The following is a 25,680-nucleotide window of genomic DNA, read 5'->3' as shown; positions in this document are numbered from 1 at the left end:
CACTAGCCTTTAAATTTATTGCTCGTTCCTTCGCGTCATTTGCTGCCAGACCGAGCCTTCGGCGGCATGCCCGCCCTCGATACGCTCCAGCGCGATCTTGACCTGCATGCGCACTTCGAACTCAGGATCGTCCGCCGCTTCCTGCAGATCCTTCAGCACGGAGTTGTCGCCGACCTCGTACAAAAAGCGCGCCGCGCGCCAACGGACCAGCTTATTGCGGTCCTTGAGCGCCTTCGCCATAGCCGGCATGGCGGCGGGGTCGCCAAGGTCGGACAGCGTATCGCCAGCCGTCCGACGAACAGATGGGGTATCGTCCTCAAGGGCACGATACAAGAAAGGCAGTACCTCGGGTTCCTTGATATCCCCGAGGTAAACCGTTGCCAGTCGCCGAATCGACGTGTTCTCGTCCTGCAGGGCATGGACGAGAAGCGGCAGCGTCTCCAGCGACGGCTGGATCTTTTGAAGCGCGGCGTACCGCAGCTTCCAGTCACTGTGGCGCAGCTGTTCCAGCGTTGCGCCGCCGGTCTGATCTTCTTCGGAGGCTTCCGAAGAAGGAGGGACGTCGGTCTCCAGCATCGCGCTGGAGACCAAAGCTTCGACGCGGGCGTCGTCGTAAGAAGCGTCCAGCTCCTGGACGACTTCGCCCGCGATGTCCTTCAGCTCGCCGTAGCGCACGCCGAGCTCTTCCAGCTTGCGCTCCTTGATCAGGTTCGGCGATGCCGTACCTGCGCGGACCGCAGCTTGCGTGAAGCGCTCGGGCATCGCCACGCGCGCTTCTTCGTTGCCGGCGCGCACCCGTACCTGGAGCGGGATGCCGCGGAACATCTGCACGAGGACTTGTGCCTCTCCGAAGGCGGCTTCAGCTTGCGTTTGTTCCAGCGGCAAGTCATTACTGCTGGCAGAGCCTTCGGCAACACCCAAAATCTCGCGGGCTTTGGCTAAAATGAACTGCCAGTCCCCCTTGGAGGTACGGTCCAGCGCAATGAAATCCGCTGCATGGAATAAGCTGATCACACCCTGAACAGCGAGCAATTGCTGAACGTTGTCCGGGGCTTCCGTACTGTTTTTCTTTGTGTAGGTTTTACGCACGCCGGCAGGCAGCGATTCGTCCATGTTAAGTTTCATGGAATTTGGGCTTGGTGTAGGTTCTATGGATATAATTTTCATTAATGACACTCCTTCCAGTCGGATGTTACATGAAAAGACCCGGACGTAGGTACGTCCAGGCCTGTTTATAGGCATTTCATATTAATCCAAATCAACGAGGTTGCGGTTTAGGTATTTATCGAGCGTTTTGGTGAGATCAAACACCGTATGGGCCAAATCCACGTTCTCGAAAACGTGATCGCATTGATCGCGGAAAGCCAGCTCATCTTCGTAATAAGAGAGATACTTCTGAATGATCTCTTCGGAATCTCCGCTTTCTCTCATCCGCTCTTCGAGAATATCGCGCTGCGCGTAGATGAAAACCAGAATGACATGATCACCGTAATGTTTTTTGAGCGTTTCCGCGCCGAAGCGGTTCAAGATTAAATAAATGCTTCCGCTGTGTTCGAACATCTGTTCAATATCGGCACTTTTAATCCCATATAAATGATCATTGACGGTGCTAACCTCAATGAATTCACCGTTGGCCTGCGCCTGTACAAATTGAGCAGGGGAGATAAAGTGATAGTCTTGACCGTCTTCCTCGGTTGCTCTCGGAGGTCTGGTGGTGTAAGAGATAACCTGCTTCATGCCCAGTGTAGAACCTGACATTTCAGCAACCGTCTTACGACCGGCTCCGTGTGGACCGGTGAATACAAAAATCATTTCCTTGTCCTTTAATGCGTACATGGAACATACCTCCTTATTTGTGAAAAGTGAGGGGTAAATCCTACGTGCGTGCAACGGTATGAAACGATTTTTGTCTAAGTAGGATCAACTTCAGCCATACTTATATTTTACATGGTTCGGGTTATTCGGTAAAGGTCTAGCATGGAAACGCTTTTCTGACTAGCGTTTGCCGCCGCGTCCGCCACCACGTGGTGCACCGCCCCGAGGTGAACCGCTTCTGTCGCCACTGCGCCCATGCGATTGGCCGCCGCGTTCGCCGCCACCCTGGTAGCCGCGTGCTGGGCCTGGACGGTCACTGCGTGAAGCTGCGCCGCCGCGTGAGCCGAAGCTGTCGCTGCGTCCGGCACTGCGCTCGGCGCTATCGCCACGGCCTTTGCCACCGCTGCGAATCGCGCGTGATGCGCTTGCTGCATCGTCGCGGCCTGTGCCGGCGTACTTGTTGTACGGCGAGTAGGATTTATCGCCGTGCGGAGCAGAGCGTTTGCGGTCTGTGCCATCACCGCGTCCTGCAGGGCGTTGGTCGGATTCGCCACGACCCCAAGAACGGGTGACTCGCGCTTTGGCAGCACTCATGTTGTCTCCGCGACCCGGTCCTGCATCTACCGGCTCTTTTCTCTCTGCGCGACCCCAAGTGTTCGGGTTGCGCTCCGAATTAACCTTCGCAGGGCGTTGTCCTCTTGGCGCATCGCTGCGCGCACCAAATTTTTCGCCGCCTCTGGACGCGGAACGTCCCGTGCCGTATTGCACGCCGGCACGCTCTTCCCGCGCGCCGGATCTTCCGCGGCTTATCTGAGCGCGCGGCTCGGATGTTCGGCCACTGCGGCCGCTGCGAGAAGCTCCGCCGCCACGCCGGCCTGATCCGCGGCCTTCATGCTCGAGGTAATCTTCTGAGCTTGAACGAACGCGGCGCACTTGAGGCTCGGATGCTCCCCTTAAGGACATTTTGATGCCTTTTTCGATCAATTCGATGGTCGGCATATCCCGTTGCGTGGCGAAAGTCACGGCAACGCCCGTATCCCCGGCACGACCCGTACGGCCGATGCGGTGGATGTAGCTTTCTGCGTCTTGCGGTACGTCATAATTGAAGACATGGGTGACACCTTCGACATCTAACCCGCGCGCAGCAATATCCGTAGCGACCAATAACTCGATACGACCATCCCGGAATCGTTTCATAACTTGCTCACGTTTGGCTTGTGACAGATCTCCGTGTAGTTCGTCGGACATAAGCCCGAGTTCCTGTAAAGCTTCATTTAAAGCAATGGCTCTTGCCTTGGTCCGGCAGAAAATCATCGCGAGGTAAGGTTTATATTGTTTAATAGCGGCAATCAAAGCATCCTGCTTCTGACGGTCAGTCGTCGGAACGAGCACCTGCTCAATTTCGGTCAACGTTACTTGCTTGCTTTGAATTTTAATTTCTTTGGCGTCCTTCATATAAGCTTTGGACAGGTTCATCACTTGTTCAGGCATGGTGGCAGAGAAGAGAAGGGTCTGGCGATAAGGAGACGTTTGTGCAATGATGTCCTTCACTTCATGAAGGAAACCCATATGCAGCATTTGATCAGCCTCATCCAATACGAGTATTTTCAATTTATAGAAATTGATAGAACCGCGGCGAAGGTGATCAAGCAGTCTTCCCGGTGTTCCTACTACTATATGTATGTTCCCTTGAAGCTTTCTAAGCTGCTTTTCTACATCTTGCCCGCCATAGGCTGCAAGTACCTTTACTCCAGTCACTTGGACAAGGCCTTTCAGCTCATTCGTAATTTGAATGGCCAGTTCGCGTGTAGGTGTCAGAATCAGCGCTTGAACATCTGCACTTTCCACATCGATCGTTTCTAATATTGGAAGAACAAAGGCAAGGGTTTTACCTGTGCCTGTTTGTGCTTGTGCGATAACATCCGTGCCTTTTAATAAAACAGGTATAGCTTCCCTTTGAATGGGGGTCGGTTCGATAACGCCTGATGCTTGTAAAACTCCAACGAGTTTTTCTCTTATTCCTAATGAGGCAAATCCACTTGACATGGTAATTGGCCAGCTCCCTTTTTCCTACTATTGATAGGGATCTTTGGTGGTAGTCCAAAGTCTCTCCTTGTTAAGACGATTCCCCCATTGTACAGGAATGCCAGACAAATGGAAACAGGGGCCGGCCTACAAGCATTAAATATCTACTATATATAGTAGAAAATGTTTTTATTTACTGGGCAATACTTGTGCAGTTCCAAAAACGCGCTCCACAGTCTTGTTGAAATCGGTGAGAAGCGGCATAAGCGAATTCCCTTTCCAACTTTCCTGAGCATAGCTGTTCATTTTGTTAAGGAAATCCCGATTTGCTGAAATATAGACATCCATCACATTGGGTTGGAGCAAACGGATTTTCTCTGCCATAGCTTGTTTAAAACGATGAGATAACAGGTCATGATGAACGGCTGTTTCATAACTGTTATACCCGTTGTTCAAATCATTGGAAGGCAAATAATCATCGTGAGGAGCATTATCATTGTAAAAGCCTTTGCTCGTTCCTTGATTGTTTGTCTCCTTCGTTGTTCCTTTGGTGCCTGTAGCGCTGCTGTCAATCATAAGGGCGACATAGGCATTTTTGTCCGTTGTCATGACAATGGCCGTATTCACACCATTCATAGCGTTGAGTTGATTTGATAGAAACTGATTGTAGGCCAGACTAGTATTATTGTGCGAAACTGGACCAGAGAGCTGTTGAGTTTGGTAGGCTCTCTCGGATTCTGTCGATTTATCGACGGGAGCACCGAAGTTGGTATGATCGGGACTCTTGCCATATTCCCGTCCGCCCTCCCCGCAGCCTGATAAAGTCAGCATGAGGAATAGCAATCCAGAAATCGGAAAACCTAACTTACTGAGCATCAATAAAGACCTCCCAATCTAGAGTGTAATGTCTATAGGATGGGATGTTTCTCTCCTTTTATTCGTGTTCACAAATATACGCTTTTGTGCATAAAGAGGTGGGTGTATGGAAATAACCATGAAGGGAAAATATATCGCTACAGAGCGGTTTAAGAACAATTTGTGAACTCTCCTCCAGCGATTGACAAAAACTTTTCACGAATTTATAGTTAATAAAGTGAATTGACATGGGCATGGCCATCGTGGTAAAAATAATGTTTTAAAAGTGGGGTTGATACAATGAGTCGATTGAAAAAGTTATGGCGTCTGCTACCCCTTTTAGCGGTAATGACGTTCTTGCTAACCGGGTGTGGAGACCCAACTCTGTCTGCTTTACAGCCAAAAGGTCCTGTTGCATCAGAGCAATTGTTTTTGATGAAATTAAGTCTCTTTATCATGGTTTTTGTCGTAATTGTCGTATTTGCGATTTATGTGTACGTTTTAATTCGCTTTAGAAAGCGGAAAGGCGACAACAGCATTCCGAAACAAGTGGAAGGAAGCCACGTGCTTGAGATTATCTGGACCGTTGTTCCGATTCTCTTACTGTTAGTACTTGCGGTGCCAACAGTATCTTACACTTTCAAGCATTCAACGAACTACAATAAGGACAAAGCCGCCGTTCACGTCAAAGTCACTGCGCATCAGTTCTGGTGGCAGTTTGAATATCCAGATCTAGGCATCGCGACTGCTCAACAGCTAGTTGTGCCTAAGGATAAAATTATTGCTTTTGAACTTGTTTCCGCGGACGTTTCTCACGCATTCTGGGTACCATCCCTAGGCGGTAAAGTAGATACGAACCCTGGAATCACAAATACGCTTTACCTGCAAGCGGATGAAATCGCTACATTCCAAGGTAGATGTACAGAGCTTTGCGGAGCCTCGCACGCCTTGATGAACTTCACGGTTGAGTCGAAAAGCCAATCGGATTTCGATGCATGGGTAGCGAAAATGAAAGCGCCTGTCACTGTGCCGGCAACAGCTCAGAAGGGTGAAGAGCTTTTCAAAGAAAATTGCATGTCTTGTCACGCAGTTACAGCTAATGGTCCTGGTGTTGCTCCGAACCTTAAAGGTTTCGCTGATCGCGATACACTTGCTGGTATTCTGGAACATACTCCTGAGAAAATGGCGCTGTGGATACATAATCCGCAAGATCAGAAACCAGGCAACAAAATGCCGGCGTTCGGTAAAGAAGCAGGCGGCAAGCTTGATGACGCCCAAATTAACGATATCGTTCAGTACTTACAGACTTTGAAATAAACTTCTCAGGTAAAGGAGGTTAATACGTTGGCTCACTCTCATCCAGTAAAAAAACATACCGGTCTAATGGATTGGCTTACAACAGTCGATCATAAGAAGATCGGTATCCTGTACTTACTTGCGGGCGGGCTTTTCTTCCTCGTAGGAGGACTTGAAGCCATTCTGATTCGGATTCAGCTCGCTTATCCCGATCAACATATTTTCATCGGTGATTCATTTAACCAATTAACAACGATGCACGGAACTACGATGATTTTCTTTGCGGCGATGCCGATCATCTTCGCATTCATGAATGCCATCGTTCCTCTTCAAATTGGTGCAAGGGACGTTGCGTTCCCATTCGTGAACTCACTTGGTTTCTGGCTGTTCTTCGCCGGCGGCGTATTGATGAACACGAGTTGGTTCTTGGGTGGCGCACCGGATGCCGGTTGGACGGGGTATGCTCCTTTGTCCTCCATTACCGACAACAGTTGGGGGCAGACGCTCGAGGGTAACATTCAAGGTACAGATTTCTATGTTCTAGGTTTGCAAATTGCTGGTATTGGTACACTTATCGGGGGGATTAACTTCCTTGTTACCATTATCAACATGCGTGCACCTGGCCTTACGTATATGCGTATGCCAATGTTTACATGGGCAGCTTTTATCACTTCTGGTTTGATCGTTCTTGCGTTCCCAGCCATTACGGTAGCGCTAGTTGAACTAATGTTTGACCGTGTCTTTGGCGGAGCATTCTTCGATGCTGCCAGAGGCGGTAACAACGTATTGTGGGAGCATCTGTTCTGGATTTTCGGGCACCCCGAAGTTTACATTTTGATTCTTCCTGCGTTTGGTATTATTTCTGAGATCGTATCAACGTTCTCCAAAAAACGTCTTTTCGGATACAGCTCCATGGTCTTCGCAACTGTATTAATCGGTTTCTTGGGCTTCATGGTTTGGGTTCACCATATGTTTACATCAGGCTTGGGTCCAGTTGCTAACTCGATCTTCTCGATCGCAACAATGGCCATTGCAGTTCCTACAGGTGTTAAAATCTTTAACTGGTTGTTCACCCTTTGGGGCGGGCAAATTCGCTTCACTACAGCTAATATTTTTGCAACAGCTTTCATCCCGACGTTCGTTATGGGTGGAACAACAGGGGTTATGCTTGCGATTCCTGCAGCAGACTTCCAATACCACGATACGTATTTCGTAGTTGCTCACTTTCACTATGTTATCGTTGGTGGTCTGATCCTTGGTTTGTTCGCGGGTCTGTACTACTGGTGGCCGAAAATGTTTGGCCGTATGTTGAACGAAGGACTGGGTAAATTACATTTCTGGTTGTTCTTCATCGGTTTCCATTTAACATTCTTCCCGCAGCATTTCTTGGGTCTGATGGGGATGCCGCGTCGTGTATTTACGTACCAACCAGGGTATGATCTTGAAGTAGGTAACTTGGTTTCAACGATTGGTGCCTTCTTCATGGGTATCGGTACAATTGTGTTCATTATCAACATCATTGCAACATCCAGGAAACCAGTTACGGCTTTATCTGATCCATGGGATGGTCGTACATTGGAATGGTCGATTCCTTCACCGGCACCTGAGTATAACTTTAAACAAACTCCGCTTGTTCGCGGCTATGATGCACTTTGGAAAGAAAAAATGGCAGGTAATAAACAAATGACTCCGGCTGAACCGGTTGGTTCGATCCACATGCCGTCAGCATCCATATTGCCGCTAGTTATGTCCGTTGGTTTGTTCATTGCTGGTTTCGGTTTTATGTACAGAAACTACTATGTAGCAGGCGCGGGTATGGTTATTACATTAATTGCAATGTTCTGCCGCTCCGTATACGACGATCATGGTTGGCATATTGAACCGGAAGAACTTGAAGATGACAAGGGGGTAAAGGCATGAGTACTCATCACACGGGCGCACTGCCTGCTAATCCGGAAACGGCTACCCTCGAAGGGAAAAATAAGGTTCTTGGATTCTGGTTATTCCTTGGTGCCGAGGTCGTATTGTTTGGTTGTTTATTCGCAACTTACATTGCACTTCGGAACTCTGTTCCAGACGGTCCAACTGCCGATGAGATTTTCAAGCTCAAAACAGTGGGCTGGTCCACGTTCATTCTCTTGACAAGTAGTTTAACAAGCGTGTTCGCGATCATCGCGATGCACAAACAGAAGTTAGGCCAATTGTTATTCTGGCTTCTGATTACGGTATTGTTTGGTCTTTCGTTCTTGGGTCTTGAGATTTATGAGTTCGTTGAATATGTTCACGAGGGTCATAAATTTACAACAAGTGCCTTCTCAACTTCGTTCTATACGCTGGTTGGCTTCCACGGAGCGCACGTTGCATTCGGTATTTGCTGGATTACACTGTTGATTTTACAAGGACTTAAGAAAGGTCTTACCGTTGTTACAGCACCTAAGTTCTACGTAGCAGCGTTGTACTGGCACTTTATTGACTTAGTCTGGGTATTTATCTTCACAGTCGTTTATCTGATGGGGAAGGTGGGTCACTAAGATGAGCAGCAATTCTCATGATACACACGCACCTAGCAAACGAGTAAAGCATGAATCTCCATTGAACCACTACTTGTCTTACATTATCTCGATCTTGCTGACAATGCTTGCATTTGCAGTTGTGCTCTACGGAGACCTGGATCGTTCGTTTATCTTGATCTTCATCGTCACTTTGGCGCTTGTGCAAGCGATTATCCAGTTGTTCTTCTGGATGCATGCCAAAGAGAGAGGACACTTATTCCCGTTAATTTTTCTTGCGGGTGGAGCATTCGTAGCTCTTACAGGTGTTATTACAGCCGTATACTGGATGTGGTGGTAAACCACTGGAAGAGGCAACTTTGTCTAGGCAAAGTGCCTCCTCTTTTTTTAGAATGAAGGTCTAGCATGAATTTGAAAGGAGAAAGAGATCAGCTATGAGCCAAATTGGTGGATTTTTCGAGTTGTGGAATCCGGTATTACTGTTGGTGATCGTCGTTGTCGGATACATGTATCGTCGCTTTGTCGCTAAGGGGAAAAGGAATTCCGCAGAGAATGAAACAGTTTCGGTTTCGCAGCAGATTTCTTTCTATATTGGGTTGGCTCTCTTCTATATTGGTCAAGGAAGCCCGATTAATTATATTGGGCATCACTTCTTGTTCAGTATGCATATGTTGCAGCAAACTATTTTGTACTTAATTGTTCCGATCTGCATATGGCTGGGCACACCGGCGTGGATGATGCGTTCGTTGATGAAAATAACGATTATTCGTGGAATTTTTTCTTTTTTCACACGTCCGTTAATCGCATTATTCCTATTTAACATGCTCTTCTCCATATATCATATGCCTTTGGTTATGGATTACTTAATGATACATGATCTATCGCTTTTCGGTTACCACACGCTGCTGCTATTCACTGCTTTCATGATGTGGTTCCCTGTTTTTTGTCCACTGCCTGAGATGAATCGCTTAAATGATTTGAAGAAGATGGCTTACATCTTTGGTAATGGTATTCTGCTGACACCAGCCTGTGCGCTCATTATTTTCGCGGATACGATCATTTATGACATGTACGCGAATGTAACCGTACCCTTCGCCCATTTATCACCTCTGGATGACCAGCAACTGGGTGGCGTTCTAATGAAGATTGTTCAGGAAGTTGTCTATGGAGCAACACTTGCCTATATTTTCTTCCGGTGGTACCGCAGAGAGCGGAAGGAAGAGGACGATATGGATCTTATAGAGACTCAAGAGGGTCTGAATAATCAGGGCGGTAATTGGAATCGCGCTTAGGGGAAAGGATTTAGGGAGATGCACATTTTACCAACGATTTCTACGATGTTTATCGTGATCAGTGCCATTTTTGTCGGTTTCGGCTGGTATCATATTGTGAAAGGGAACCGGGAAACCCATCAAAAACTGATGGTTCTTGGAGCCATTTTCGCACTAGCGTTTTTTATTATATATATGTCGCGTACGCTGTTTGAGGGGAACACCTCATTCGGTGGACCTGAGAGCTTGAAGCTGCCGTATCACTTATTTTTGTTTTTCCATATTGCCTTAGCTACGGTAGGCGGTGTTCTTGGGTTAATAACACTTTGGTTTGCGTACAAAAACAAATTTCTCAAGCATAAGAAAATTGGCCGCGTTGCGGCAATTGTATGGCTTTTAACAGCACCAACGGGTGTATTGGTTTACGTTTTGCTCTACTTGATGTATCCCGGTGGAACGACGAAGCCGGTTATTGATGCGATTTTTGGACTATAAATAAAGTTCATTTTTTTCGAAGCTGATCTGCTTTCTGGCATCTCGCCAGTGGCTGAGCAGCTTTTTTTGACGTCTGCATCTTCGCCTCTTTGTATTGTTACATATGGTACAATTAGGTTACTAGTGCATTTTAGGGAAATTGCTTGTATGAATCTTGTTCTGAAGATATGAAGTTTTTTTGGGAGGTAACCGTACATGTTTTTAAAGAGTGTGACCATTCAAAAGGATAAAATAATTAATTTCACAGGCTATCCTTTTTCTCTGCCATTAATAAAGAAAATGAACACTTTAGATATTACAAGTAACGTTACATTTTTTGTTGGGGAAAATGGTTCGGGGAAATCGACACTGCTTGAGGCAATCGCCTATCAATGCGGATTCAATACAGCAGGTGGTGGAAGGAATAATACCTATTATGTGGAATCTTCTGAAGCTGCGCTGGGGAATCATGTGAGATTATCCTGGTTTCCTAAGATAACAACCGGATTTTTTATGAGAGCGGAATCCTTTTATGAATTTGCTACACACATTGATCAAGTTGGTGGCTACGAATCTTATGGCGGTCGCTCCCTTCATAGTCAATCTCATGGAGAATCATTTCTTAGTCTGTTTAAACACAGATTTAAAGACAAGGGGATATATTTATTAGACGAACCCGAAGCAGCATTATCACCAGCAAGACAGCTAGCGTTGCTTCAGATTATTAAGGATCTATCTGGATTTTCACAATTTATTATTGCAACTCATTCTCCGATTTTGATGGGTTATCCAGATGCTCAAATCATAAACTTCGATAGTAACCCTATCACACAAATTTCGTATGAGGACACATCTCATTACCAGATTACGCGAAGGTTTTTAGAAAATCGGAATAAAGTACTTAGTCAGTTATTTGATGAAGTAGGTGAATGAAGGGACCGAAGATACTGGTCCCATATCTGTAAATTTTATTTCTTTGTATAATTCAAAGCATTCAATGCGTCAATCAGCCCATATCCATATGAAGCTTTTTCCCCCATTTTAGTTGCAGTATTATCTAAAATCTCTCGAATATCTTTGTTTTTAAGATGGGGGGTGGCTTCCCATATTTGAGCGGCGACACCTGTGACGTGTGGAGAAGCCATTGAGGTACCAAGATTCATTGAATACTGGTCATTAGGAGATGTGCTGTAGATGCTTGCTCCTGGAGCCATTAGTTCTAAATCTTTTCCTGAACTTGAATAGAATGTTCTTTCATTTCTGCTGTTTATTGCTCCCACTGCTATAACTTCTTTATAAGCAGCTGGATAAGTGATAGTATCGCCTTCGTTGAATCCGATGTTTCCAGCAGCAGATATCAAAAGTACACCCTTTCTATAGGCTTCTTTTACAGCTTTTTTAAGTGTTTTACTGTCTGTTGTTGTTGTAAGGCTCAGGTTAACGATATTCATATTGCTTTTTATCGACCAATCAATTCCTGACACTACGTCGCTTACATATCCATCTCCTTTTGAATCCAACACCTTGATAGCAAATAATTGCGAATCAGGTGCTGCGCCCACGACACCTATAGAATTATTTTTCGCACCGATAATGCCTGCTACCGCAGTCCCGTGCCCAAAATCGTCCATATAATCTGGACTTCCTTTAACGAAACTTATCCCGCCAGTCACGTACAAATCATCATGTGTATAATCAACTCCTGAATCGATTATACCAATCTTGATATTTTTTCCTGTAAAACCTTTCTTTTGGACTTCTAGGGCATTCACTTTTTCAATCCCCCAAGGGATTGTTTGTGTTGATGTTGACTCGCTAAGGATAAGTGGTTGGGATGTCACTTTGGACATAAGATGAGGTTCAGGCAAAGAGTTCACATCTGATACAACATTGATTTTGAGATCAGGTTCAATAAACTCAACTTGAGAAGAAGAATTTTTTAAGTTTAGAACGTTACTTTCTGAAATTTCCACTACAACGGCAGGTATATTTTGATACTCTTGCAGTATTTTCCCCTCAAATTTAGAGACCAGATGGTAATCTATGGAGGTTTTGAATGATATTATATACGGCACTATAGGTTCTTGAGTTAATGTTGAGGATTGAGCTAATGCATCTGACGCCATACTCCAGAGTAGTATGCAGGGGAACACTATACGACAAATTTTTATTATTATTATTAACACCCGTTCTGATTGAATTTAAAACTAAGCACTAAGCAACTATGTTGTAACTTTAGAGAGTAGATAATCACAAACGTGAACTTGCATCCCCTGATCTTTCATTGCTTTTATAAGAGATAGAGGCAAACTGTCATCTGTGGTTGGCCAGATTTTTATAATTGAATTAATTACATCATCATATTGAATAGGCTGGTCACTAAATAAATAGTCAGTGGAATAGCTCTCAGTCTCTTTAAGACGAGTAGGCAAAGCATTACAAGCTAATTTTTCGGATAATGCCATAAACAGCCTAGTGATTTGGGCTTGTTGATCAGGTGTAATTCCATAAGACAATATCAAATCATAGAAAGGAAAGTCACCATTAGATGCTTTACAAACCGATAAGCGTAAAACTCTATCTGTTAATAATTCAAGTTTGCTTTGTATCTCTCGAAGTTGACCATTTTGTTTTATTACGAGTTCTTCTAGTTCTTTTACTCTACGTTCCATTAGTTTAGCCACCTTTCACATATCATTATAACAACAACCAATCAACTGTGGTGGCAATAGCCTCAGCAATACCTACACCGTATTTATCAGGTACACCTGCCAGGCGAAGACCATCAAGGATGATGCCTCTAATCGTAGCTGTAGTATAGTCGGTCAATTCATTGATTTTACCAATTGCATTGTCGATACCGTTGGCAATTTTACTAGAGTTGTTGGAGAGGTACTTAGCAGTATCTGCGTCGAGCCATTTAACTACATAGGAAAGTGCGTCACCCCCGTATTTAATAGCACTTTTGATAGCAACAAGTGCTCCTCTAACTAGAAGTCCCCATTTTCCAGCTGCTTCAACATGATCAGTTGTAACTCCGGCAGTCCCAGTTGTAACTACATCAGAAGGTTTTGCGGCGAAAGCTTGTGTGGTTGGGAGAATCGCATTAAAGGACAGTGCAGCGACAAGTGTAGATAGTAGAAACGTTTTTTTGAACATTTGATACTCCTCCTTAAAATATGTTATGGAAAAATATTCCATGTCTATTAAACTAGCATAAAATTATTCCGTTAATAAGGTACAAAAGTCCTAATATGGATATTTATAACAAAAAAAGAAATATAAATTATTTCCAGTTTTAATTTATTGGTTTTATATATATTTGCATCTTAAAAACTTTTCTACTAATCTTTTGGCGTATAATTAGAAGCAATAAACTAAAAATCAGTATTCTTGATTTGTTGGGTACTGGCTTTGGATTTCCTTTTTTTAAAACTATTGTAAGATGGTCTTATAGGCAGATTGGCAAGCAACTTATTTAAGAAAGGCAGGTCTAGGACATGACATACCCGCTGACGGTAGAAAACGTTTCGAAGCAGTACGGTGAGAAAACCGCTGTGAACGCTATCCATCTTCGTGTGCAGGAGGGAGAGATTTATGGACTGCTAGGCGCTAATGGTGCAGGGAAAACGACAACGATGCGAATGGTTCTCGGCCTTATCTATCCCGATCAGGGACATATTTTGTGGAAAGGGAAGGGCTATCGTGAAGAGTTGAAAACGCTTATGGGCTACTTGCCCGAAGAGCGCGGCCTATATCCCAAAATTAAAGTAAGCGAACAGATTCTATATTTAGCGGAGTTGCGAGGTCTATCCCGTAAGCAAGCGGAGGCAGAGTTGAAAGCTTGGCTTGACCGGTTCGACGTCCCGGAGTACTACAATAAGAGGGTTGAGGAGCTGTCCAAGGGGAATCAGCAGAAGATCCAATTTATTGCTGCCGTCATACATAATCCGGATATTTTGATCCTGGATGAGGCTTTTAGCGGACTGGATCCCGTGAATGTGGAGTTGTTGAAAAAGACAGTGAAAAGCTTGCGCGACGAGGGAAAAACGATCCTATTCTCGAGCCATCGCATGGAACATGTGGAGGAGCTCTGTGAACATATTTGCATATTGCATCGTTCGAATACGATACTGCAGGGGAGCTTGAAGGAGATTAAATCAGCATTTCCAAAAGAGAAAATCATCTTGCAAACCGAGCGACCGGTTGAGGGCTTGGAACAGCTTCAAGGCGTTACGGCTGTGGAAAAGCAGCAGAATGGCTATCAAATTCGGATAGATTCCACGGCTGATCCCCAACAGATTTTACAGCGTGCTATAGAGCAGTCTACTATACATAGGTTTCAAATCATGGAGCCAACACTGAATGAAATCTTTATTCAAAAGGTGGGGAATGCACATGAATAGGACCTGGACCGTTATAAAATTCACCTACTTAACTCGTTTCCGCTCCAAATCCTTTCGAGTGATGAGTTTGATTCTAATCGTACTCTTATCCGTTCTCATACATCTACCAACCATCATGGAAAAGCTATCTTCGCATGAAGCGACGAAAATCGGCGTGTTCCCGGGAAAACAAGAGCAGGTCGCAGACAAACTGGCCGCTTTTTACAATACTCAGCAGAAACCGGACATTGTCATTGTACCTCTACAAGACGCAGGAAGTGCCGTAGCGAATGAGGTGCTCGCTAAGAAGAAAATTGCGGATAAATCGATAAAAGGTTATCTCGAATTCACAGATACAACCGTAGCCGGATTCCCCAAAGCGGTTTATAAGTCCGAAGGAACGATGGAGTTTTCGCTCAAAAACAAGCTTCAGACCGCTCTACAGCTGGTCAAAACGGATGTGGTCCTGCAGGGAGCAGGAATTGCCCCGGAGCAAAAAGCCAACATGCAAGCTCCTGTCTCTTTGGAGACTGTGCAGCTTCTTATGAACAATGAAGGGGCTGCGGGCAAGACAGAGTCGCAAATGGTCATGTCCTATGCCCTGGTATACGTTATGCTCTTCATGCTGTATATGGGCGTCATTGGCTTCGGCAATATGGTAGCAATGGAAATAACCGCTGAGAAAAGCTCGCGGGTGATGGAACTGCTCATCACGAGCGTTTCACCGCTTAAGCAGATGTTCGGTAAAATCGTTGGTATTTGCTTGCTGGCATTAACCCAGATAGCCCTCTCTATTGCTGTAGGAGTTGCAAATTTAAGCTTATCCAGCAGCAGCCAGCTCGTCTCACAGTTTAATCTGAAGTGGGAAAACCTGCCGGCTTCACTTATTGTCTATTTCTTGATCTTCTATCTCTTAGGCTTCTTTATTTACGCAACTGTCTTCGCGGCGGTTGGCTCACTGGTAAGCCGCACGGAAGATGTGGGGCAGGCGATTATGCCGGTGACGATGCTGGTCGTAGCGGCGTTTATGATCGCGATATTCGGATTAAATAATCCGAATACCGGATTCGTTGTCACGATGTCCTTCGTGCCTTTCTTTTCGCCACTGATTATGTTCCTGCGAATAGGGATGAGCTCACCGGCATTGTGGGAGATAGGGCTGTCGATTGTCATCCAATTGGTCTCGATCGGAGCAATGGCTTGGGTGGCAGCTAAAATTTACCGCACAGGCGTGCTCATGTATGGTAAAAGGCCTACATGGCGAGAGCTGCGCAAAGCGATGCGGGCTTATAAGGTTTAAATATGTGAAAACGTAGGCATCTGTTGCCTGCGTTTTTTTATGTTTTGGGGTTCGCGAGAAGTGATGCTTGCCGGTCAACCGGCTGTCCCACCCAGTTCCAAGGTGAACCACCTTGGGCATGAACGTGCCAATTCTTCCACCTTTACTTCTGTCAGCCAACAAAATTTATCAATTGAAAGCACAAAAATTATCATGTGAAAGCGCGTCCATTCTCTCTAAAATTAGGCTTACAAAAAGATGATCTAAGGGGTATGCACCTGCACCGCTGTCATTACAAACATCATTGATGAAGGAATGAGGGAAGTACATGAACAACATAATGCAAAAAAGAGTGCTTATTTTTTCTTTTCTTGCGTTGCCGATTGGATTAATGCTGTTATTTCTCATCTACCCTACGGTGAAACTGTTTCAATACAGTTTGACTGACTGGAATGGAATTAGCAGAGATTTGCACTTTGTAGGGTTTGACAATTATTTGAAAGCGCTCAAAATGTCGCAAGTATGGCAATCGCTTTCGAATAACTGGCTTTATTTTATTATCCATGCGCTGTTGATTCCCATTGAGATTTTATTGGCGGTTATGTTAAATGCCAAAATGCGAGCTAGCGAGTTCTTCCGTTCTATCGTTTTACTTCCTTACATCATTAATGGTGTAGCGGTCGCTTATATTTTCGGATATTTGTACAACCCAGTGAACGGTCCGATCAACGAGGTGTTGATGGCCATCGGTCTGGAGAGTTGGATTCATAACTGGCTCAGTGACGTGAAAATCGTTAACTATTCTCTTGTCGCAATCTCCTTATGGCGATTTGCAGGTTTTCATATCATTTTATTTCTAGCAGGGGTGCAATCTATACCCAATGATCTGTATGAAGCTGCAACGATTGATGGCGCTAACAAAATACAGCAGATCCGCTATATCGTTTTACCAGGCATTCGCCGCGTCATTGAAATTATTTTGTTCTTAAATATTCGGGGAGCACTTCAAGTTTTCGATATTCCTTTTCTTGTCACACAAGGCGGTCCAGGTACTTCAAGCAGCACGTTTACGATTTTCACGATCAATACGGCCTTTAAATTCAATAGTTATGGCTTAGCTTCGGCTTTGGCAATTATTTTAATGGTTATGATCATTGCATTCAGCTTCATTCAGAACCTATTTATTCGTGAGAAAGGGGAAAAATCATCATGAGCATGCCTCAAGCCGAACTTGCAGCCAAACCTCGCAGAGTGGAAAAGGCAAATTTGTTTTCCTTTCTTGGCAAGTCACTCTATTACGTCATTTTATCGATCATCACGATCATTATCTTTGTTCCGCTGCTTGTGGTTGTTTTCGCCGCATTCAAGACATCCCCGGAGCTCGCGGCTACATCACCGTTTGCGCTGCCTAAGAGCTGGTCGTTCCACAACTTTGCTGTCGCCTTTGAGAAAGCGAATATGCTTGTTGGACTAATTAACTCACTTAGTGTCACGGTTTCTAGCGTTGTCATTAATGCTATTCTCGGAGCTATGACAGCCTTCGTACTTAATCGGTTCAATTTCCGCTTCAAAAAAACGATCTTCCTGCTATTTATCATCGCGTCCGTCGTACCAGCCTACACGACTGAAGTGGCACGTTTTCAAACGATTAAGTCGTTAGGTCTCTATAATACGATTTTTGCACCGTTAATCATTTATGCCGGAACGGATTTGATGCAAATTTTCATTTATCTGCAATTTATTGAGAAAATATCGAAGCAGCTGGACGAAAGCGCGCTTTTGGATGGAGCATCGTATTTCCGGATTTTCCGCTCGATCCTATTCCCACTCTTGCTGCCCGCAACGGCTACACTGGCAATCATCAAGGCCGTTGATATTATGAACGATATGTACATTCCTTATTTATATATGCCTTCGAAGAAACTAAGTACGCTATCTACCGCGTTGATGACGTTTGTAGGCGAGCGCGCGACCTATTGGAATGAGTTGTCAGCCGCGATTATTTTGGTGATGTTGCCAACCATCTTGATTTATTTGGTTCTGCGTAAATTTATTTTTGCCGGATTAATGGACGGAGCAATTAAAGAGTAATACTTTTCAACGATTGTACTTTGGGGGGACAACCAATGATTAATGACAAACTGCCATCCATCTATTATGGTGGTGATTACAATCCGGACCAATGGCCAGAGGAAGTTTGGCAAGAAGATATGCGAATGTTTAAATTGGCGGGGATTAATATCGTTACACTGCCTGTGTTCAGCTGGGCGAAGCTGCAGCCTTCGGAAGATACATACGATTTTGAATGGCTGGATAAAATTATTGCTACAGTCGCAAAGGAAGGCATCTTTCTTTGTTTGGCTACGTCAACAGCGGCGCAGCCTGCCTGGATGTCGCGCTTGTATCCTGAAGTGCTTCCCGTCGATATTGACGGCAGGAAGCGCACGCACGGTTCCCGCGTTAATTTCTGCCCTAACAGCCGCGTCTACCGAATGTTCTCGCAACGTCTCGCAACCAAGATGGCGGAGCGTTATGGCCAGCATCCATCCTTGCTAGTTTGGCACATTGGGAATGAGTATGCGCCTCATTGTTACTGCAATACGTGTGCGTCTTCTTTCCGTACTTGGCTGCAGAAGAAATACGGTACGTTAGAGGTTGTAAATCGCGTATGGAATATGAGTTTCTGGTCTCACACGGTATATGAGTGGGAAGATATTGTACCACCTACGAATTTGAATGGAAATAACAGATGTTTCCAAGGAATTGCGTTGGATTATAAAAGATTTATGTCGGATGCAATCCTAGCGTGTTATCAAGGCGAGTACGACATCATTAAACGGATTACTCCGGACATTAAAATCACGTCGAATATATGGGGACTCTTTAACGGGCTGGATTTAAAGAAATGGGCTGACCATATGGATGTTGTATCATGGGACAGCTATCCCCAAATGAATGAGCCCATGAGCAACGTGGCGATGAGGCATGATTACATGAGAGGGCTGAAGGACGGACAACCTTTCATGTTGATGGAGCAGACGCCAAGCCAGCAAAACTGGCAGCCTTACAACAGTCTCAAACGGCCCGGTGTTATGCGGCTTTGGAGTTATCAAGCGATTGCGCACGGGGCAGATACGGTTATGTTTTTCCAATTGCGTCGTTCCGTTGGTGCGTGCGAAAAGTATCATGGTGCTTTGATCGCTCACGCAGGCCATGAGCATACAAGAGTATTTCAAGAGTGCACACAATTAGGAAAGGAACTGCAGATGTTGGGGGATACGCTTCTAGATTCCGTAACGGAGTCCAAAGTAGCGCTGTTGTTTGATATTGATACTTGGAATGCCGTGGAAATGACCAGCGGACCGAGCGTGGATCTGGATTATCTTAAGCAGGCTCAGAAGTACTACAGAGCGTTTTATGATTTAAATGTTAGTATGGATGTCATTAGCCCGCTTAGTGATTTCTCTAAATATGAACTGATTATTGCACCAGTGATGTACATGTTGAAACCTGGCGTGAGCGATCGGCTGAAGTCGTTTGTGAAGCAGGGCGGAACGTTTGTTACGTCGTTTTTCAGTGGGATTGTGAACGAAAATGATCTTGTAACGTTAGGCGGTTACCCAGGCGAATTACGTGATTTGCTCGGCATATGGGTAGAGGAAATGGATGCGCTCCAACCGGAAATGACGAATAGAATTATGATGAATTCGACGTTCGGGGAACTTCATGGCGAATACGAATGTGGACTCTTGTGCGATTTGCTGCACCTTGAGGGAGCGGAGGCGCTTGGCGTTTATGGACGTGATTTTTACGCAGGCATGCCGGCAATCACCCGAAATACATTCGGGCAAGGGGAAGCTTATTATGTAGCAACTGACCCTGAACAGAGATTTTTGGAACAGCTCAGCAAAACAATTTGTGAACGATTGAATTTGACGACGGCTCATCAAGCTCCAGAAGGTGTCGAGATCAGAAGCAGACAGAAAGATGATAAAACGTATACCTTTGTTTTGAATCATAACGCTTATGAAACAGCAATTCTATTAAATGTTGGATCCTATAAGGATCTGCTGTCACATCGAGTTTATGAGCGGACGTTAGTCCTCGAACCGCACGGAGTAGCTATTTTAGAGATTAATTCCTAGTAAATTCATAGGGAAGACAGCAATGTCTTCTCTATCTTTCGTTGTAATTAATTGGATTTAATAGGGGGTTGACGTATTTCGTAATAAATTTTATGATGACGGTAGATGTCGAATCATGGTTAATACGCGATCGATTCACAAATGAAAGCGTAATAACTTTTACACAAATTACCTGGTGCCCAGTTTCCCGTCATGCCGGAATGTGTAATCTCACAGCATAGTTGTAACTTGAGAAAACGGGGGGACTGCCAGTGCGTATTTTGAAAAAGAGATGGCCAATCACATCGATTCTGTACGTGATGTTCTTTTTTGTGATCGTTATGCCTATTGTTTTAGTTGCGTTTCTGTCATTAAGAGCTTACACAGATATTCTGTTGTCTAACATCACTTCACGCACTATGCAAACATTGGAACAAGTCTCTTACTCCATCGACCAGGAGAAAAGTAGATATATCAGGACGGTTGCCGCAATTGCCTCGGATAATAATCTAATTTCGCTTGCTACTTCTTACCATCGCAGCACACAATCCAAAGACCTATTCAACTCTTCCATTCAATTAGAAAATCAATTAAAAAATTATTTGCACGATATGCCGGATGTGGTTTCAGCGATGTTCGTTTATCGTGACGGAGGCGCCTATTACTTTGAAGGCACTCATTTTCATAATATTAATACGCGGATTAACGAAAATCTTTTAAAGAGTACGGATCTTTATCAGAAAACGCTTCAGAACCAAGGGCGAGTTTTGTTATTCGGATCTGAAGAGAATGTATTGATTGAATCGAATGATAAATATATTTTATCCGCAGCAATAGCTCCCCAGTACGAAAGATCATTTAGTGATGTAGAGATGATCTATTTTGTGATACAAGCCAAAACATTTGAGAATCTGGCAGAATCTACGTCTAACCAGGACGGTAGTTTTATAATCCTGGACGGCAGTGGAAATATCATGCTGGATACAAGTAAAGATAAAAGTAAAAACATTGAAAAACAAACGATTGAACAAGCGCGAAACAAGAAAAGCGGCAACTTTGAAACGATGGTTTACGACGAAAAGATGTTTGTCACCTTTCTAACCATGGAGCGGACGGAATGGAAAATCATCTACATTACGCCATATGAGCAGATGACGGCCCAAGTCAGAGAGATCTATAAACTAGTGATGAATGTTTCCTCGGCAGGACTCATCATATTTTTAATCGTTTCGTTTTTCCTTGTCCGGAGTATCGTCGGCCCAATCAAATCGTTAATTTTCCAAATGAATAAAATGAAAAGCGGTTCTTTTCATGTGGATTTGGAGCTTGCGGGTCCATTGGAAATTTATTCATTGGGTAAAACATTTCAAAATATGACCGTCCGTATACAGGAGCTTATCATTGAAAGGCAAGAACAAGAAAAGCTGAAAACACGGGCGGAAATCGATGCGCTGCAATCTCAAATTAATCCTCATTTTCTGGTAAATACACTTAATGCCATTAAAATTATGGCGATGTTGTCCAAGGCTACCAATCTGGTGGAAATGACGGATTCTCTTATTAAACTGCTATCTGCGACCTTTCATCGCGGCGGCTCTTACATCCAAGTTTTTGATGAAATGCAAAGTTTGGAGAAGTATATCCATATTATGAAGGTGCGTTATGGTGACCGGTTTAAGGTCGAATACGACATCGATGATGGTGTAACAAACACCTATGTCCTGAAGCTGCTGCTGCAGCCTATTTTGGAAAATGCCATTATTCATGGATTTTACGGCAAAGAAGCCATGGGAATCGTCAAAATAACAAGTAGAAAAAAGAATGATCAACTCATCATCACCATCACGGATAACGGAAAAGGGATGGAACAACGGACAATGGAAGCCTTGCTGCATGAGAAGAAGGTAGAGTCCTTATGCGGAATAGGTATTGCCAATGTTAATGATCGGATTCGATTAAATTACGGCGAGCCATACGGTTTGAAAATTAACAGTGAGTTAGGAGTTGGAACAGAAGTCATTGTCATACTGCCGCTCTTATCGAGTGATCCGGATCATTCGCAGGCCTCATAGACCGATGTTTATACACTGTAAGTAACTGCTGCTGTCCTTGATGCATAGAGAAAACGGATAAAGGGGGGCGTGTCTTTCCTATGAAATTTTGCTTATATGATACCAAATATGATCGAGTCATCCTCATTGAAAAAAGCTTTCTTTCAGCCTTGTTGTTGAAGGAGAAATTCGGTCTATCCGTTGATATTGCTGTTCTGCCTATTCTATCCAAGCAAGAGTACATGTCCTTTCCCAGCTCGTTTCGCGGAGAAGTGGGCGGTCGATCTTATTTATTATACGAAGTTCCAGGAATCATAGAGCAAAAGTACGATCAAGTCATTGTTCAGGATTAAGGCAGCAATATCTGCTTTATTTAGAATGGGGGAAAAGAATGTTTAGAGTCATGATCATCGATGACGAGCCGCTAGTAAGACTAGCCATGGGGGCAATTATTCCGTGGGGCGATTTGGACTGTGAGGTAGTGGCAGAGGCTGCGGATGGTTATGAAGCATGGCAGCGCATATCGGTACATCAGGACGTTGATTTGATGATTGTCGATATGAGTATGCCAGTTATGGATGCCCTTACTTTACTATCTAAATTGCAGGAAACCAATTTGACGAATCCACCGCTTAGTATTGTGCTTAGTGCGTATTCAGATTTTGATTTTGTGAGGAAAGCATTCCTGCTTGGAGCAGTCGATTACATTATGAAGGCGGATCTCGATCCCGAACATATCATTCCTGTGATCAAAAAGGCGATTAGCCAGATCGAAGAGAAGTCGATCACTACGGCGAATTTGATGAAAAGCAACAGTGAATCCGACTTGAAGCAGAAAGAAGCCTGGCTGCGGGGCTTGTTATGCGATAAAGATTATATGTACAGCCATAACTTAACGCAGGACGACTCTTTTCAAAAGTGGATGACGCAATTTGTGAATTTTCAGCATGTTATCATATCTGTTTTGCCGGATATACCATCGACCGCTGCGAATTTGCCGGGGCACGCCGGTATGGATCATCAGGATCATTTAGTTAAGATCATTAAACAAGGGATGGAAATTGTTAAACACCCTTATGAATTATTGCAGGTTCAAGAGGATGAGTATGCGCTTCTGTTATGTTTTGAGTCATCGACGAGCTTTTTAAATTTACGTGGACACGTAATGGAACTCCTGGATTCCTTGCGCAATACGGTCAAAAACTTTTTAAATGTCTCGTTATCCGTGGGAGTAGCAGAATCATGCACAGACTGGAAAAACTGGCATCTCCGATACAGTCAGGCGAAGGGATTGGCCAGCCTGCGATTTTCAGAAGGTCCTGGGCGTGTGTACTATCCCGAAACGGTAAGCGTAAACGAGAAAGTGCTACCTACGCCTTTTGATTACACGGTGATGATGTATCTTATGGAGAAGGGAGATGGCAAGTGGCAGCAGCAATTATACACGGGATTAAGTCAATTAAGCGAGATACCGAATGTAACATTGGAAAGCTCACTCCCGATCTATGAAGAATTGATTTGGAATATAGGAGCACTCCTGCATGCCAAAGGGATGAACTGGACGCATGTCATTGAAACGCGACGAAGGCCGTATGAGATTGTTGAGCAATTCACGTTCCGTGATGATTTACACGAGTGGATTGAGAAGTTGGTGTTTCGACTGGCGGATTTACTGCATCCTGATAAAATTCGTGAAGAGAATCCACAACGGTTGGTGGAGAGGGTCAAGCGTTATGTAGAGAAACACTACTGTACGGCAATTACGCTGGGGCAAGTTAGTGAATGGGCGCAGGTGACCGAGAGCCATTTGAGCAAACAGTTTGTGAAAGAAACAGGCGAGCATTTTATTGAATATGTGACAAAACTACGGATTAATGAGGCGACCAGGCTCATAGAAACGGAAATGAAAATGTATGAAATTGCCGTTAAGGTGGGATATGAGAACCCTGAACATTTCAGCCGTGTGTTTAAGAAATATCGGGGAATGAGCCCTCAAAAGTATCGGGACAATTATTCAAGGAAAAAAGAATGAGCACAAAATATATCAAGCTAATCACCAAATATATCAATGAAAGCGTATTCTGTATTTTTGTAATATATAGATGTAAATAGGTCACGTTATCTTAAGGGGGTCAAGAAAGATTATGAAGAAAAGATTAGTAACATCTGTACTTTCAATTGCCTTGACGTTTGGATTAGCAGGTTGCGGCGCGAATACGGCGCCTACGGACAACAGTTCTTCAGCTGCTCCTACAGCAGCAGACAGCTCGAAAGAGAATGCGGTTACATTGAAACTTGCGATGTGGGATAGCGACAGCGAGTTCCTGGATAGCTGGACCAAAAAGGTAAAAGAGTTCTCAACCGTTATGCCGAACGTGAAGATGGAAGTTGAAACTTTCAAAAGTGACGGCGACTACCTGCAAGCGATGAAAGTTAGATTAGCCGCTAACGAATTGCCGGATATTATCGAGTTGAAGCCTAACTTTATCAATGACTTCAAAGCAGAGCTTCTGCCGCTTGATGGTTTGAGCGTTACGGCTAAAAATACAAAAGCAAAACAATTTGCTGTAGATGGTAAAGTGCTGGCACTACCGGTTATTTCTTTCCCAGAACTTGTTTACTATCATCCAAGTGTCTTTAAAGAGTTAGGCTTAAGTGTTCCGACTACGTGGGATCAGTTTGTAAGCGTATTAACGGACATTAAGAAGAGCGGTAAATATCAGCCTTATGCGATGGGCGGTAAGGACTCCTGGCCGAACTATCCGTTCAATGAATTTATGCCGCTGTTAGCATCCGGTGACGAAAATTATTACGACAAAATCGCCGGCATGGATAAGCCTTTTGAAAAGGGTACGGCATTCTACAAATCTTACAGCGATATCCAGGCTTTGTACGATGCCAAAGTGATGGGGGCAGATCCGCTGGGATTAAGCAATGACCAAGCAACAGGATTATTTGAAGCGAAGAAAGCGGCTGTCATTGCCGCAGGACTATGGTACTTGCCGCAATACAAATCGAAAGTAGGAAATATCGATGATCTTGCAGCATTCCCACTTCCTACTCGTCATTCCGAAAGCGAACCGCTGAAAGTAATGACGTTCACGGATAACTTCTTCGGGATTAACAACAAATCTAAAAACGTAGAAGCAGCGAAGAAATTCCAAGAGTGGATGTTTGGCTCGGATGCCTATTCCTTCTATGTGAACAAGAAGCAAGCCAACTCCGTCATGGAGGGTGTCAAAGCAGATGTTCCGTTCTTGAATGACTTCTACAAAGCCAACAAAGTGGAAGAGTTCAACTATCGTCCAGGCGGCGAAAACTTCAATAAATATGTAAACTCCATCCAATTGGATTGGAAGAAGCTAGGCCAAGAGATGATGGGCGGAACGTCACTTGATAAGATTGCTAACGATCTGAACGACAAATGGACGAAAGCAAGAGCCAGCAAGTAAGGTTTGGTATGTAGGCAGGAGAGGGATGGCTTGTCATCTTCTCTCCTCATTTATGGGAAATTGATGCAAATCGGTTTCCATTTTTTCAAGCTATTATGGTAAGCGTTTCCAAATTATGGTTTTGGTGGTTATACCATCTCAGA

General features: G+C 44.3%; 23 protein-coding genes. 16 read left to right on the top strand and 7 right to left on the bottom strand.

What is annotated here, in order from left to right; all coding sequences use genetic code 11:
• Positions 1–15 precede the first annotated feature (15 nt).
• From PCH02S_RS13470 to PCH02S_RS13455, 4 genes are all read right to left on the bottom strand, one after another.
• A complete protein-coding gene (locus PCH02S_RS13470) occupies positions 16–1,167 on the bottom strand; it encodes a virulence factor (protein WP_127453758.1) in 1,152 nt (383 codons plus the stop codon).
• Between the two features lie 81 nt (positions 1,168–1,248).
• Positions 1,249–1,836, bottom strand: coding sequence for a guanylate kinase (locus PCH02S_RS13465; RefSeq protein WP_127453756.1), 588 nt, complete (start codon positions 1,834–1,836; stop codon positions 1,249–1,251).
• A gap of 159 nt (positions 1,837–1,995) precedes the next feature.
• Positions 1,996–3,861 (bottom strand): DEAD/DEAH box helicase, encoded by a 1,866-nt coding sequence (locus PCH02S_RS13460; protein ID WP_127453754.1) that lies wholly within the window; start codon positions 3,859–3,861, stop codon positions 1,996–1,998.
• Between the two features lie 168 nt (positions 3,862–4,029).
• Entirely contained in the window at positions 4,030–4,716 is a 687-nt protein-coding gene (locus PCH02S_RS13455; RefSeq protein ID WP_127453752.1) for a hypothetical protein, read from the bottom strand.
• 279 nt (positions 4,717–4,995) lie between these two features.
• On the opposite strand from PCH02S_RS13455, the gene coxB reads away from it, so the two are divergent.
• The 7 genes from coxB to PCH02S_RS13420 all read left to right on the top strand — a co-directional run bounded on the left by coxB (position 4,996) and on the right by PCH02S_RS13420 (position 11,179).
• Entirely contained in the window at positions 4,996–6,012 is a 1,017-nt protein-coding gene (coxB, locus tag PCH02S_RS13450) for a cytochrome c oxidase subunit II (protein ID WP_127453751.1), read from the top strand.
• 66 nt (positions 6,013–6,078) lie between these two features.
• Complete coding sequence (ctaD, locus tag PCH02S_RS13445; RefSeq protein ID WP_174806777.1) at positions 6,079–7,911, top strand: cytochrome c oxidase subunit I; 1,833 nt, start codon at positions 6,079–6,081, stop codon at positions 7,909–7,911.
• Entirely contained in the window at positions 7,908–8,522 is a 615-nt protein-coding gene (locus tag PCH02S_RS13440; RefSeq protein ID WP_127453747.1) for a cytochrome (ubi)quinol oxidase subunit III, read from the top strand. Before ctaD ends, PCH02S_RS13440 begins: the two co-directional genes overlap by 4 nt.
• 1 nt (position 8,523) lies before the next feature.
• Positions 8,524–8,841, top strand: coding sequence for a cytochrome C oxidase subunit IV family protein (locus PCH02S_RS13435; RefSeq protein ID WP_127453745.1), 318 nt, complete (start codon positions 8,524–8,526; stop codon positions 8,839–8,841).
• A 94-nt stretch (positions 8,842–8,935) separates the two neighbouring features.
• Positions 8,936–9,793, top strand: coding sequence for a cytochrome c oxidase assembly protein (locus tag PCH02S_RS13430; protein WP_127453743.1), 858 nt, complete (start codon positions 8,936–8,938; stop codon positions 9,791–9,793).
• 18 nt (positions 9,794–9,811) lie between these two features.
• The gene (locus PCH02S_RS13425; RefSeq protein WP_127453741.1) at positions 9,812–10,267 is read left to right on the top strand and encodes a DUF420 domain-containing protein; all 456 of its coding nucleotides are present in this window, start codon (positions 9,812–9,814) and stop codon (positions 10,265–10,267) included.
• A 195-nt stretch (positions 10,268–10,462) separates the two neighbouring features.
• Positions 10,463–11,179, top strand: a complete 717-nt coding sequence (locus PCH02S_RS13420) for an AAA family ATPase (RefSeq protein WP_127453739.1) — start codon at positions 10,463–10,465, stop codon at positions 11,177–11,179.
• A gap of 35 nt (positions 11,180–11,214) precedes the next feature.
• Here the strand turns inward: PCH02S_RS13420 and PCH02S_RS13415 are convergent, their stop codons facing one another.
• The 3 genes from PCH02S_RS13415 to PCH02S_RS13405 form a co-directional block, all read right to left on the bottom strand.
• Positions 11,215–12,372: a S8 family peptidase gene (locus PCH02S_RS13415; RefSeq protein WP_127453737.1), complete on the bottom strand. Its 1,158-nt coding sequence runs from the start codon at positions 12,370–12,372 to the stop codon at positions 11,215–11,217.
• A 96-nt stretch (positions 12,373–12,468) separates the two neighbouring features.
• Positions 12,469–12,918, bottom strand: coding sequence for a hypothetical protein (locus PCH02S_RS13410; protein WP_127453735.1), 450 nt, complete (start codon positions 12,916–12,918; stop codon positions 12,469–12,471).
• A gap of 25 nt (positions 12,919–12,943) precedes the next feature.
• Positions 12,944–13,405, bottom strand: coding sequence for a hypothetical protein (locus PCH02S_RS13405; protein ID WP_127453733.1), 462 nt, complete (start codon positions 13,403–13,405; stop codon positions 12,944–12,946).
• A 341-nt stretch (positions 13,406–13,746) separates the two neighbouring features.
• Here PCH02S_RS13405 and PCH02S_RS13400 point away from each other — a divergent pair, with 341 nt between their 5' ends.
• From PCH02S_RS13400 to PCH02S_RS13360, 9 genes are all read left to right on the top strand, one after another.
• Positions 13,747–14,652, top strand: a complete 906-nt coding sequence (locus PCH02S_RS13400) for an ABC transporter ATP-binding protein (RefSeq protein WP_127453731.1) — start codon at positions 13,747–13,749, stop codon at positions 14,650–14,652.
• Complete coding sequence (locus tag PCH02S_RS13395; protein ID WP_127453729.1) at positions 14,645–15,931, top strand: ABC transporter permease; 1,287 nt, start codon at positions 14,645–14,647, stop codon at positions 15,929–15,931. The genes PCH02S_RS13400 and PCH02S_RS13395 overlap by 8 nt, the downstream gene beginning before the upstream one ends.
• A 307-nt stretch (positions 15,932–16,238) precedes the next feature.
• The gene (locus tag PCH02S_RS13390; RefSeq protein ID WP_127453727.1) at positions 16,239–17,123 is read left to right on the top strand and encodes a carbohydrate ABC transporter permease; all 885 of its coding nucleotides are present in this window, start codon (positions 16,239–16,241) and stop codon (positions 17,121–17,123) included.
• On the top strand, positions 17,120–18,001 hold the full coding sequence (locus PCH02S_RS13385) for a carbohydrate ABC transporter permease (protein WP_246069069.1): 882 nt from the start codon (positions 17,120–17,122) through the stop codon (positions 17,999–18,001). The genes PCH02S_RS13390 and PCH02S_RS13385 overlap by 4 nt, the downstream gene beginning before the upstream one ends.
• Positions 18,002–18,036: 35 nt before the next feature.
• The gene (locus PCH02S_RS13380; protein ID WP_127453725.1) at positions 18,037–20,055 is read left to right on the top strand and encodes a beta-galactosidase; all 2,019 of its coding nucleotides are present in this window, start codon (positions 18,037–18,039) and stop codon (positions 20,053–20,055) included.
• Between the two features lie 251 nt (positions 20,056–20,306).
• On the top strand, positions 20,307–22,106 hold the full coding sequence (locus PCH02S_RS13375) for a sensor histidine kinase (protein ID WP_127453723.1): 1,800 nt from the start codon (positions 20,307–20,309) through the stop codon (positions 22,104–22,106).
• Positions 22,107–22,186: 80 nt separating this feature from the next.
• Positions 22,187–22,438 (top strand): hypothetical protein, encoded by a 252-nt coding sequence (locus PCH02S_RS13370; RefSeq protein ID WP_127453721.1) that lies wholly within the window; start codon positions 22,187–22,189, stop codon positions 22,436–22,438.
• A 38-nt stretch (positions 22,439–22,476) separates the two neighbouring features.
• Positions 22,477–24,117, top strand: coding sequence for a response regulator transcription factor (locus PCH02S_RS13365; protein ID WP_127453719.1), 1,641 nt, complete (start codon positions 22,477–22,479; stop codon positions 24,115–24,117).
• A 112-nt stretch (positions 24,118–24,229) separates the two neighbouring features.
• The gene (locus tag PCH02S_RS13360) at positions 24,230–25,537 is read left to right on the top strand and encodes an ABC transporter substrate-binding protein (protein ID WP_127453717.1); all 1,308 of its coding nucleotides are present in this window, start codon (positions 24,230–24,232) and stop codon (positions 25,535–25,537) included.
• Positions 25,538–25,680 lie beyond the last annotated feature (143 nt).

Source organism: Paenibacillus chondroitinus NBRC 15376 (assembly GCF_004000765.1).
GTDB classification, from domain to species: domain Bacteria; phylum Bacillota; class Bacilli; order Paenibacillales; family NBRC-103111; genus Paenibacillus_E; species Paenibacillus_E chondroitinus.
The sequence above is the reverse complement of the archived record's forward strand: the minus strand, read 5'-3'. Positions and strand labels throughout refer to the sequence as shown.